The 11514-nt window shown below is 61.3% G+C and carries 13 protein-coding genes and 1 pseudogene; 11 read left to right on the top strand and 3 right to left on the bottom strand.

The genetic code is table 11. The features are described 5' to 3' along the window. Positions 1 to 26: 26 nt before the first annotated feature. The 8 genes from CY652_RS13630 (at position 27) to CY652_RS24045 (ending at position 7269) form a co-directional block, all read left to right on the top strand. Positions 27 to 797, top strand: a complete 771-nt coding sequence (locus CY652_RS13630; RefSeq protein WP_146010105.1) for a hypothetical protein — start codon at positions 27 to 29, stop codon at positions 795 to 797. Then, a complete protein-coding gene (locus tag CY652_RS13625) occupies positions 794 to 1207 on the top strand; it encodes a hypothetical protein (RefSeq protein WP_258002310.1) in 414 nt (137 codons plus the stop codon). Before CY652_RS13630 ends, CY652_RS13625 begins: the two co-directional genes overlap by 4 nt. Positions 1208 to 1607: 400 nt before the next feature. Continuing rightward, positions 1608 to 2117: a hypothetical protein gene (locus CY652_RS13620; RefSeq protein ID WP_146010104.1), complete on the top strand. Its 510-nt coding sequence runs from the start codon at positions 1608 to 1610 to the stop codon at positions 2115 to 2117. A gap of 118 nt (positions 2118 to 2235) precedes the next feature. Further along, positions 2236 to 2478 carry a hypothetical protein gene (locus CY652_RS24050; protein WP_146010103.1) on the top strand — a complete coding sequence of 81 codons (243 nt, stop codon included), beginning with the start codon at positions 2236 to 2238 and terminating at the stop codon, positions 2476 to 2478. A gap of 74 nt (positions 2479 to 2552) precedes the next feature. Next, positions 2553 to 3938, top strand: a complete 1386-nt coding sequence (locus CY652_RS13615; protein WP_102131240.1) for a Do family serine endopeptidase — start codon at positions 2553 to 2555, stop codon at positions 3936 to 3938. A 69-nt stretch (positions 3939 to 4007) separates the two neighbouring features. Beyond that, a complete protein-coding gene (locus CY652_RS13610) occupies positions 4008 to 4529 on the top strand; it encodes a YbaB/EbfC family DNA-binding protein (protein ID WP_180970586.1) in 522 nt (173 codons plus the stop codon). A gap of 600 nt (positions 4530 to 5129) precedes the next feature. After that, complete coding sequence (locus CY652_RS13605) at positions 5130 to 6290, top strand: class I SAM-dependent methyltransferase (protein WP_219723739.1); 1161 nt, start codon at positions 5130 to 5132, stop codon at positions 6288 to 6290. A 73-nt stretch (positions 6291 to 6363) separates the two neighbouring features. Beyond that, positions 6364 to 7269, top strand: a complete 906-nt coding sequence (locus CY652_RS24045) for a hypothetical protein (protein ID WP_146010102.1) — start codon at positions 6364 to 6366, stop codon at positions 7267 to 7269. 174 nt (positions 7270 to 7443) lie between these two features. Here CY652_RS24045 and CY652_RS13595 read toward each other — a convergent pair whose 3' ends face one another. After that, positions 7444 to 7830 carry a helix-turn-helix domain-containing protein gene (locus tag CY652_RS13595; RefSeq protein WP_258002309.1) on the bottom strand — a complete coding sequence of 129 codons (387 nt, stop codon included), beginning with the start codon at positions 7828 to 7830 and terminating at the stop codon, positions 7444 to 7446. Between the two features lie 1145 nt (positions 7831 to 8975). On the opposite strand from CY652_RS13595, the gene CY652_RS13590 reads away from it, so the two are divergent. Together CY652_RS13590 and CY652_RS24040 are read left to right on the top strand one after the other, a co-directional pair. Next, complete coding sequence (locus CY652_RS13590) at positions 8976 to 9284, top strand: H-NS histone family protein (RefSeq protein ID WP_374703661.1); 309 nt, start codon at positions 8976 to 8978, stop codon at positions 9282 to 9284. A gap of 74 nt (positions 9285 to 9358) precedes the next feature. Continuing rightward, positions 9359 to 9541 (top strand): hypothetical protein, encoded by a 183-nt coding sequence (locus tag CY652_RS24040; protein ID WP_146010101.1) that lies wholly within the window; start codon positions 9359 to 9361, stop codon positions 9539 to 9541. A gap of 503 nt (positions 9542 to 10044) precedes the next feature. Here the strand turns inward: CY652_RS24040 and CY652_RS13585 are convergent. Beyond that, positions 10045 to 10782, bottom strand: a complete 738-nt coding sequence (locus CY652_RS13585; RefSeq protein ID WP_102131378.1) for an SDR family NAD(P)-dependent oxidoreductase — start codon at positions 10780 to 10782, stop codon at positions 10045 to 10047. A gap of 75 nt (positions 10783 to 10857) precedes the next feature. Beyond that, positions 10858 to 11280 (bottom strand): tautomerase family protein, encoded by a 423-nt coding sequence (locus CY652_RS13580; RefSeq protein ID WP_258002308.1) that lies wholly within the window; start codon positions 11278 to 11280, stop codon positions 10858 to 10860. On the opposite strand from CY652_RS13580, the pseudogene CY652_RS24850 reads away from it, so the two are divergent. Then, positions 11278 to 11394 (top strand): annotated as a pseudogene (locus CY652_RS24850) (acetoacetate decarboxylase family protein); the annotation flags it as partial. The gene CY652_RS13580 and the pseudogene CY652_RS24850 sit on opposite strands and share 3 nt — an antisense overlap. Positions 11395 to 11514: the final 120 nt, after the last annotated feature.

Genomic DNA, 11514 nt, shown 5'->3' with positions numbered 1-11514 from the left:
TTTCAAGGGTTGCGGTGGATAAGGGTTTGCATCCACTGGATGAGCGTTACCTCGATGCCTATGGTGTCCCTGACCAGCAGACGGCAGAGGGGGGGCCACAGTCATCGTGGCCGCGGTGTCCGCTGTGTTTCAGGGCGCTGGTGCCGACGGGACACAACCGGGGTGGATTCCGTTACTTCAGGCACGAGCAGCCGGCGGATGATGAGCGGTGTGCGCTGACCACCTCGAGTTACCAGTTGCCGGGGATGTCGGTGGGATATGTGCGCGATCCGATGGTCGAACTGAGATACCGGCGTCGCTTCCTGCAGCAGTGGCAGTGGCATTACCGGCGGGTGAGGGAGGTGACGCCGTGGTTCTCGCTACCGCTGTTCACGCGGATGATTGAATACGCCGACGTGATGAACCTGTGGTCCTATCCGGCGCTCCGCCTGGACGATGCGCCCTATGTGCTGCTGGTGATGGCAGGTTTCATCAGCACGCGGACGGCGAGCGGGGAATTGACACGTGAGCGGTTCTGGTTCGATGGCAGCGTCGCGGACGTAGGCGACCTGTGGAGTGCGGGACGGACAGTGCCAGCCACGCTGTTCCGTGTGGTCTACCGGGCTCCGCTGCAGACGCCGCTGCCGACGGCGGCATCGATTATGTACTGGGAGCCGGTGCGGCAGGTGACGCGCCTTGCGGACATTTCGGTGCCCCGGGTGTCACGTAGCGAGCTGAAATCGTTCGCACGCTTTCTGGAGCGCTACGAGGCGCAGCGTCGTACCCGCTTGTCGGGTGTATCGGAGGATTGGCTATGAACGGCGGCGACGGCATGACAGGACTGGGCGGGCTCGGGTGGCAACCGGTTGTGCGTGCGGTGGTCATGCTGGCGGTGCTTGCGTGGGTCATGCCCGGGCACGCCGTATGGGCTGCACCGGCTGCATCGGCCGTGTCCGGCGACCAGCGGGAGGGTGTCTGTGTGGATGCGGAAGTGAATGGTGAGCGTGCACTGTCGTACGACTGCCTGAACCGGCGTCTGGTGCCGGCGTCGTCTGCGCAGGACGCGGCTGCATCGAATACCGCTGAGGGTCTGGCAACGTCCCCGTCGAACAAGGCGGGTACGTTCAACTGGTCAGCGGAGAGCATCCGTTTTGGTTCCAGCTGGCAGAAGTCAGCGATCCCGCAGCGGCCGGCGCCCGTACCTGCGGTACCGCCGGCGTTGCATTGAGGGCAGCATGAAATCGAACCGACATGAATCGTTTCAGTCCGGCGCCACCCGTGCGTCGAGAAGGACGCCATCTGATGGCGGAAGGGGGGCGATGCCGTGCAGGCGGAGCGTAACGGAGCTGTCCGGTTCTGTCGCGGCGTCCTCCCACGATCTGCCGGCACAGTCGTGGTCTCGTGAAAGCCGTGTGGGCAGAAGTGCCGTGCCACTACGCGGCGGCCCTGTCACCGCACCGGTGCGCATCCCGCAGGGATGGGATGGATGCCGGTGCCCGGTATGTCGTGGCGAGCTTTTACGGGCGGCGCAGCGCGGTCCGGCAGGGCGGTACCTTGCGCACTGCGCCGCCGCGGATGACAGCCGGTGTCCGATTACGACGACATCGTGGCAGCCAGAAGGGTTGAACGTGCGCCAGCAGCGCGATCCGCAGACGAGCCAGATCCAGTATGAGGCCTTCCTCGGGAACTGGATCCGTCACTACGGCATGGTGAAGCAACTGGTCCCGGCACTGGGTATCCAGCGCTTTGTCTGCCTGGTCGAGTACGCGAACGTCCTGAACCTGTGGTCGCACACGGGGTTACGCCAGGTCGACGTTCCCTATGTCCTGCTCGCACTCGCGGGGTTTATCCGGCAGCCGGGCACGGAGGGGGGATCGACCTGGGTGCATTTCTTCTTCGATCGCCGCATCCGCGATGTGAGTGATCTCTGGCTGCCGGAGCGCGCGGAGGATGTGCAGTTTTTCAGGATGATCTATCTCGAACCCGTCCTCACGCCGTTTCCGACGGGCGCGCAGATGATCTGCTGGGAGGTGCTGGACCGCGACGGGCAGTTCATGACGGGGGACCTGCCGGGTGTGAGCAGTCGCGACGTGCGGGCATTCGAGCGGTTCATCGCCACGCCTGCCGTGCGCGAGTGACGCGGGAAGGTCTGTTGGACGGCAACACGCGTAAAGCGATCGGGGCGGCGGTATGCACAAGCCTGTCAGGCCGTTCCCGGATAATAGGCGCCCTTTATAGGGTAGCCAGGATGAAGGGATGGTAACGGTTGTATTTGAGCATGGTCCGTACTGCCTGAGTTGTGAGCCGGTACGAAAGCCTGATGGGCAGTTCTGCGCGATGGTGATCATTACGCGTCGTGTCAGCGGTGTGATGGTGGTGAGCCGGACGTTTCCGCCACGGGAATGTTTCGGACGTGCAGAAGAGGCTGTCCAGCATGCAAGGCGGTGGGTGATCGACTGGATTGATCTGCACGACACGGGCGGGATGGTCGGTGACTGAGGTGCTGTCGGATCAGGAACGGTAGGGGAACGGGAATGGTACGTGGTGGCGGTGAACGAAAGGAACGGGGACGCATGGCCGTGTGGCGCTGTGGTTGTGCCGCGATGCTGCTCGTGCTGGCCGGGTCTGTTGCTGCGCCAGTCATGGCGCAGCAGGGGCCGGGCAACGCAGTGCCTCAGGTGAGCGTGCCGAATTTCGCGACGCTGGTGAAACGGTACGGTCCTACCGTCGTCAATATCAGTGTGGTGCATGAGGTGGCGCAGGTCGGACTGGCGTTGCCACCGGGCATGGAGCCTGGCAATCCTCTTGCGCCGTTCTTTGCAAGGCGGGTGATCGGCAACCGGGAGGAGATCAGCCTGGGTTCGGGATTCATCGTGACGTCTGACGGGTACATCCTGACCAACCGGCATGTCGTGGCGGATGCGCAGTCGGTGGAGGTCAAGCTGACGGACAAGCGGGAGTTCAAGGGGACGGTGATCGGCAGCGATGCGCTGTCGGATGTTGCCCTGGTGAAGATTGATGCGGACAACCTGCCGGTGGTGACAACAGGGGATCCGCAGCGGACCGAAGTGGGCGACTGGGTGATGGCGATCGGCTCGCCCTACGGATTTGCCAATACGGTTACGGCCGGGATCGTGAGCGCGAAGTCGAGATCACTGCCTGGCGAATCCTATATCCCCTTCATCCAGACTGACGTGCCCATCAATCCCGGCAATTCGGGTGGTCCGCTGTTCGACCTGCAGGGTCGGGTGGTCGGTATCAATTCGACCATCTATTCGCGTACAGGTGGATATCAGGGGCTGTCGTTCGCGATTCCGATCGACATAGCACTCGATGTGAAGGATCAACTGCTGAAGTCGGGCCATGTAGTGCGTGGCCGGCTCGGTGTTTCCGTCCAGGAGGTCAGTCAGTCGCTTGCCCGCTCGTTTGGCCTGACCCGGCCTGACGGGGCGCTTGTCAGCTCCGTGGAGGCGGGTGGGCCAGCTGCGCAGGCGGGGCTTCGTCCGGGCGATGTGGTGCTCGCAGTCAACGGGGCAGCCCTGGAAGACTCGGCAGACCTGCTGGTCACTGTTGCGAAACTGAAGCCCGGTTCGACCGCGGATCTCACGGTGTGGCGTGACGGTGGTGCAGCGCATGTGGGCGTGACCGTTGGCACACTGACAGCGGTCGCCAGCGACGGGAGTGCTGCGGGCAAGGGCGTACTGGGAATTACCGCGCGCGCGCTGACACCTGCCGAGCAACGTAATGCCCAGGTGGACCATGGGCTGCTGATCGAGCAGGTGAGCGGGCCGGCCTCGGGGGCAGGCCTCAAGCCGGGTGACATTGTGCTCGCCGTGGACCAGGCGCCGGTGTCGACGTTCACGCAGTTTGTGGACCAGCTACGGCAGGCGGGCGGGAACGCCGCGCTGCTGATACAGCGCGGAAACGCGCGGTTGTATGTGCCGATGCGCGGTGAGTGATGGCGCGAAAGGCGGGTCCGCGGGTCCGTTTCGCATTGGGCTGCGCGGTGTCAGGCCGGATTGGACGTGATGAGGATAATCGTGACAAAGCTTGGATACTGGCGCCGTCTCGGCGCGGCGGTCGTGGCAATGCTGACCGGGGTGCCCGGCATGCCGTCGCGTGCCGCAACGACGGATGTTCCCCAGTCATGGGTGATCTACGCACAACAGGTGGGGCAGCAGTTTCAGGCGTGGATCGAGGCAGACGATCCAGATGCTGACCGATTTCATCAGTACCTGGATGCGCGTATGGGCGAGGCCAGTCCGGATCATCCTCCTGCGTCGACGATTCTGGTCCGGGCATGGATCGGACCGGATGGCCGTGTGACGCAGGTGCTGTTCGACTCGCTCGGAGACACCGGAGCCGATGCCACGTTGCGTACGCTGCTCACGGTTCATCCTGTTCCGAGTTCCCCGCCACCCGACATGCGGCAACCGTTGCGGATTCGTCTGCACATCCAGCCCAATCCCGATGCAGCACCCGCAAAGGCGCTGTCTGGCAGCCTGGGCATTGGCGGTGGGCAGGAGGGCAGGCGATCGGCGACAGGGTGAAGTGTAGACGCTGGCTGCGCGGCGCCGGTCGCTGATTTTTCTGTGAAGGCATGTGGCACGCGAGCGCTCCGACGTCTCAGGTGGCTGCGGGCGATGTAAAAACTAGGGATTGCTGACGAAATATGGGGAGATTGCTACGGATGGGCTGCCTGGTGACACCGGTGCCAGCCTGATCTGATTTGTAGCCAGTTGATGCGGGGGGTGTCATGGTGCTCATGCTCATAGTCATTGCGTTTATGCCGTATTGCTGTTGTGGCTTGCTGCTCTTTGCAGCGCATGTCGAACCCGTGACTGGACGATGGGTATCCCGCTGTGGCAGCGAGCTGGTCGACGTGATCGTGTGGAGCCTGGCGGAAGACATGCCGATTCTCTTTTCCGGGCACTTGTTGTGGACGAAAGTAGTTCAACACGCTGGTCTTGCGCAAACGGGAAGGTTGACGGTAGACCGATGGCCGGCGGTCTGCACTTCCAGGCGGAGTGGAGCCTGTGAATTTGCGTTGATCCCGGTTGCTTCACAGGAAAAAACGTTCGAGCCGACCGCTCATGCGCACCTGTTGCTATCGCCTTGGATAGATGGGCCTTCACTTTGGGGGAAATGCAATGTTCGAACAGATTGACGTGCCCGCGAGACAAGTTTCCGAGGGCCTGGGGATGTTGTTGCCGTGCGTGAGCCCTGTGTCGTTCTGGGCACCACAGCATGTCGTGATGTCAGCGTGGCTGGAGCACGCTCCGTTTGGATTCTGGCTGATGGATGTTTTACGGCCTCGCGTATTTGTTGAGCTCGGCACACATACCGGCTTTTCGTTTCTTGCCTTGTGTCAGGCTGTCGAGCGGCTCAGGTTACCGACTGCCTGTTATGCCATTGACACATGGAAAGGCGACGAACATGCAGGGTTTTATGGTGAGGACGTGTTTCGTGATCTGTCCGGTATCCAGGACCGGCACTACTCCGGATTCTCGCAGTTGATCCGTGCCCGTTTTGATGAGGCGTGCGCGTATTTTTCCGACGGCGAGATCGACCTGCTGCATATCGATGGCCGGCACCATTACGAAGATGTGGTGGACGATTACACCACCTGGTTGCCGAAGCTGTCGGAGCAGGCCGTCGTATTGTTTCACGATACCAATGTTCGGGAGCGTGGCTTCGGTGTCTGGCGCTTGTGGGAGGAGTTGAAGGAGAGGCACCCCTCGTTTGAGTTCATCCACGGCCATGGCCTCGGCGTGTTGTGTCCGGGGGCGAGCATACCGCCGGGCGTGCGCCCTTTGTTTGCGGCCAGTGAGGATGTGCGCGTGCGGACACGGCAGGTGTATGCCCGGCTGGGCGCAGCCGTTTCGCCGCAGCTTATGCTCGACCAGACGCGTGTTGAACTGGGCGAGCGGGTCAAGACCCTGCAGCAACAACTGGACGCGCACGGGCAGAGCGAAAAGAACCTGCGTACGCTCCTGTCGGACGAAATGGTAAAAACGACGCGTCTGCGGGAAGATGTGGCAGCCGGCCAGCAAGTCATCGGCCAGCTACAGGCCGACCTGTCTGCCGCCAGCATCAGATTTTCATCGGCGCAGGATGAACTCGGTGTGATTCGGGCGAGTACCACGTGGCGCGTGCTCGGTATTGCCCGCTCTGTCGGTGCACATATTCCGTTGCCGGTGCGCCGTCGGTTGCGGCGCGCCTTAAAGGCGCTATGGTGGGCCGCAACGCCGTATCGCATGCCGGCTAGGATTCGTTTCTTGCGCGCGCGTGGTGCGCAGGGCTCACACTGATCCCCGGCATCTGATCGTCCGCGTGCCATTCTCTCGCCGTGCCGTTCAGCTCCGCGCGCCTGTTCGAGTCGCCATGACCCGCATAGCGGCTCGCCTCGTCTCCTGCATCGTTGGTGCGAGATGGGTGGGCGTTGTGGCGGCGGCCTGGTGGGCGCTCTGGACGAATTGTGCCTGGGCGGATGATGCGCAGGCTGTCGCGGTCCCACCGTCAGTGATTGATTCGGTCGACAACGAACTCGGGCTGTCAGCCGGAGCCCGCTGGCTGTCCTATCACGAGGTTGCCCGCAACCAGCCCGCCGGCGCACGTTATCTCGATTCCGAGGTGGGTACGCAGCCGGCGGTTGCAGCATCATGGCGTCGCGAATTCCATGTTCCGGTTCTGGGTGGCGTGTATGCGCAGGCAACCGTGTCATATGCACGGGGCGGCACAGATTACACAGGATTCGCCTTCGATACCCTGTCGCCGACAGGCTACGGGGCATCTCGGGCGTATCGTGACTGGGGCACACAGGTTGATGCATCCGGCAGGCTCGGCTACCCGGTTGCCATGCTCGCAGGGGGACGCCTGCGGCTGATTCCGTGGCTCGCCTATGATTTTCATGACTGGATGCGCAACGCGATTGAGCGCTATCAGCATCAGGCGGCCGGTGTTGGTGCGCTCGTGCAGTATGCGTTGACATCGACGGTGGTTGTCGAGGGGGATCTGACCGCCGAGCGTACTTTTGATGCCCGCATGAAAACCGTGGACCTTGCGCCCGATGTGCTCGGGACCCGGTTCGAAGGCAATGCTGGCCTGGGCCTCGATGTGGCCGTCGGGCGCCGGACGCACCTTCGGCTGGACTATCGGGCGACGCGTTTTGCCTATGGCGCATCTCCACCGCAGGCGGGCGTTCTCGGCGGGCTGGCCGGGGAGTGGTATGAGCCCGCATCGCGCACCTGGGCGCAGACGGTGAGCCTGGGATTTGCGTGGAGCCTGTGATGGTGCGGGCAGTCGACCAGGCCGGAAGCGTCCCTGGCCTGCTTTCTTCCGGCAGCGGGTCCAGTTCGGGGCGATCGCGCTGATCTTGCAACGTCCCTGCGTGATGCTGTCGCGGGTATGTTCCAGGCGAAGGCGCTCGGAGTATCGACATGTCACCTGCTGGCAGGTGATGCGCTACAGCGTCCCTTTGCGTGAGCGACGGCGAGCGGCCGAAGGGGCAGCCAGCGCCATAGCCGTATCCACCAGCGTCTCGACGGCGGCCTGCTGTTCCGGCTCAAGGGCGGAAAGTTTTGCGTGGATGCGTGCGGCGCGATCCGCCGCCCCATTTCCCGATTCGGCAAGAAGGTCGACAAGCCGGCAGCCAAGCTGTTCAGCAATGCCGGCAAGTCGCTCCAGGCTGGGCGTGACAAGGCCGCGCTCGATGTGCGAGAGCGAGGATTGCGCAATCCCGACCGCTTCTGAGAGCTGTTCCTGCGTTAAACCGGCCGCGCGGCGGTGGCGGGCGATGGCGCGCCCCACGGCTTTTGCCAGGGTGGGTGGTTCGTCTTCCTTCTTCCTCACTGGCATTCCGTATTGGGAAAGCCGGCAGTGTGCGATGTCGAAACGACTTGAAGAAGGATCGAATAACTAATAATATGGCTAAAACAATATATTATGGGCATGCATAGTTTGCGACCTGTCGTGGGTGTGACGGGCGACTCCGTTGATCTGGCTGACTGTTGGTGGTGGATGGACTGAGCGCGGCGCGCGTGTCGCGGCGCGAAAGAGCAGGTGTCGCAAAGGTTCCGGAATGACCTTAGAGGAGTAGCCGGAACCTTCTTTTGCGTCGGTTTCGTGCCGGCGCTTTTTTTTGCAGGACGGTTCGATGCAGTGGTGGGCATGCGGGCATCTGGATGGGTAGGGGCGTCCAACAATGCCAAGTTGTACGTACCAAAAGACCAAAAATGTTCATGGATGCGCGGATAGCGGGCGTTAAGCTCTTTTGCTTAACCATGTGCGTTGACTGTCATGCAGGTGTTATCTAGCGCGCGATGAAGCACTGGTCAGGTTGTCCCTTGGTTGTGAAGGCGAGTATTTGATGCGCTCCGGGCGGATGTCGCGGTGACGACGGTGTCGTTCGTCGTCGCAGGGGCGCTTCGCAGGGCATCGCGTGTCTTGCCGGATTCCCTTGGTGTGGGGATGTTCGTTGCTTCGTGCTGGCAGATCCACGATTCCGGTACTGAGCTGAGTGAGTCGAGTTCCCGCAGCCAGTTAGTCAGGCATATCCGGCAGTGGTAACGGATGACCACAATGGGTCGCCGGAACATGGGGCGCAACCGGTGCTGGCGGCTGACTGGAGTCAGCTCGGGGTGGGGCGCGCCAGCATGAGTTCCGTTGGACAGTCGCAGGCAGGCAGAACAGGGCATCAGGGCTATTTGTGACATTTTGGTGACAACTATAGCATCGGGCTCCGGAGCCTCCAAAGGGTAGCAGCGGATAGAACGGCGCATGGGCGGTGCGGCTGGCCGTAGCTGGGGATGGCGCGCGCTGTGAGAGGTAGTAATGAGGGAATGCTGGCGGAATGGCACCTGGTATATGGCTAAAACGCTAAATTATGGCAATTAATGAGGGCGGCTGGCAGGGACGTCTGACGGACGGGGGATAGCATCGTGAGGGTGCGCCTCGCGACCGGAGCGGGCTGACATTCCCTGACTGGAGACGGCTTCATGCCGGAGGGGTTGAAGGGGATGCAGACTTACAGGGAATTGCTCGCGGCGCGTGATAGGCTGGAGCGGGACATCGAGCGTGCGCGGGAAGAGGAAATCGGACTGGTTATTGCCTCCATCTGGCAGCAGATGGACGAATACGGGCTAACCGTCGAGGACTTGCAGCGTTATCGTAGCAAGCCATTACACCGCCGCCGCGCGGTGCCGAAGTACCGCGATCCCCGGTCGGGGGCGACTTGGTCGGGACGCGGCCGACCTCCCTCCTGGTTTGATCCCCGCGCGGAGCGGGATTTCCTCATCCTGAAATGACGGGCCGCGGGGCAGGGCCGGTACGAGGGGTGCCGGGACCACGTAGGGAGTCGCTCGATCAGGACCACGACGTCGTGATTTACCCGATCAACAAACTCCGGTCCAACCGTTACCGGTGCCAGGTGCATGTCCTGCGCTCCAATGGAGAATGGACGCAGTCGACCTTTCTGGGGGATGGAAAAAACGAATACCAGGCGCGCGAGGCGGCGCTGGCAAAAGCACGACAGGCCATCCGGGCTGGCAAGATCATGTATTGAACTGATTGCCCTCGCCATCCGAATGCCTGAATGGTGGACAGCGGCTCATTCATAAGTGGCGACGGCGGCACAGATCTGACCCGGCATGGGCAGTTCAACGATGTGGATGTATTGGCCGCCGTCGGCTTCAGCAATCAACGCGGCGCCATTCTGGGAAATGAGTGCTGGTTAGCGGTACACAAAAGAGCAATTGCCACTCATGACAAGGCAGTTATCAGATATCAGATGTGGCGATTTATCTTTTCCCAAAAGTGGTGCGATGCGACCCTTGCAATACTGTTACGCCGACTCCATATGCAAGTTTCGCATGCGAAAAAGAGGCGCTGACGGACAGCGCGCGTCGCCGCCGGGAATCGCAATGAGCGACGAAGCTTGCTATATCAGGTGGAAACGAAGTTTTTTGCTGAAAATATACCCCCAAATGTACCCCCGGAACTTTCGGCTGTGAGCGGAAATCGCACTTGCGTCCGGAGCGTATCATCAACCCGTCCGCGCGGAGGAAGTCAGAACGATTCCTTGAACGGCCGCAGGTCGATCTCATGTGTCCAGGCCGTCGGATGTTGTAGATGCAATTGCCAATACGTTTCGGCAATGGCATCGATGTTCAGCAACCCGTCCGTTCCCCGCTCATCGACTATCTCGGGTCGCAAGGCTTTCAATCTGGTGCCGTTGATTCCGCCGTCGATCACGACATGGGCAACGTGCAAACCTTGCGGTCCGAACTCTCTGGCCATGCTCTGACTGAGCATGCGAAGTCCGGCCTTCGCGGCCGAAAAGTGCGCAAAACCGGGACGGCCTCTCAGACTTGCCGAGGCTCCCGTAAAAATGATCGTTCCAGCCCCTTGAGGTAGCAGGAGATTCACGGCCTCCCGGCCGACGAGGAAGCCGGCGAAACACCCTATGCGCCAGAAATCCTCGAACTGCGCACCTGACAGTTCACGAAACGGAATGTGCTGGTTGTTGCCCGCGTTGAAAATTACAACGCTCGCCGGTGACCTTCCTGTTCCTGGCGTCGATGCAGCATGGAACAGGTGCAACACGTCTTCTTCCTTGGTGGCGTCGACTTGGACCGGCGTGCCATTGCTATCGCCGAGACTGCTTGCTACCTGCTCAATCTTCTTCGCGGTTCGTCCGCCGACGATTACGTGAAAGCCCCCTTTTGCGAAGCGACGGGCCACTGCGGCGCCGAGTCCCTCTTCAGAACCCACGCCCACGACAACTGCGGTTGGTTGCATTTTCATCTCCTTGACGTCGATATCAGCGGCGCTGCCCACGAAGGCCCCGAGTCGGTAATTCAGAAACCTGTGAGCCCAATATCAAAGCTGGAACTTGTGCTGATCGATGCCAAGGCTCTCCAACCGCATCCTGACTGATAGAGGGAGAGTCTCGAACCATTGCTGCTCCTTGCCAGGCCCTGGAAGGACGCGGCCATACTCCACCATGTCTGTCGGTTCGAGCATACACAGGTTAATCCACACGTTTTCAGCGGGAATTCCTGAAATGCGGCTCACGTCGCCGACGATGTGCAGCATGAGTGCTTCGCGCTGCTCTTCCGACCGTCCTGCACGCATATCGACTCGTATCCAGATGTACTCAGTCGTTGCCAGGCCACCAATAAAACGCTTCGACGATCCCTCTTCCTCAATAACGACCTGAACGAAAAAGGGCGGTGCGCCAGTGGCTTCACAGTGACGATTGGTAATAGAAGTTGCGATCTCCTGCTTCTGAGCATCGCTCACGCGCTTGCGCCGGTCGCCGATCTGCCGGTGCTCGAAATCGTCGGCGCGCGTCACGTGATTGCCGACCTGACGCTCGGCCTGGGCGAAGTAGTGCACGACTACCTCGCGAAATGAATGCTGACAGATGTGTGACCCTGAACCCGAACGTGGAGGACTGAACGATGAGTGACCTGCAAGGAAAAGTCGCCGTAGTGACCGGCGCGGCCAGTGGCATCGGCAAGGAGATCGCGCTGG

It is taken from the genome of Burkholderia sp. WAC0059 (assembly GCF_002870125.1).
Taxonomy (GTDB): Bacteria; Pseudomonadota; Gammaproteobacteria; order Burkholderiales; family Burkholderiaceae; genus Paraburkholderia.
This window is presented reverse-complemented; position numbering and strand designations above follow the sequence as displayed.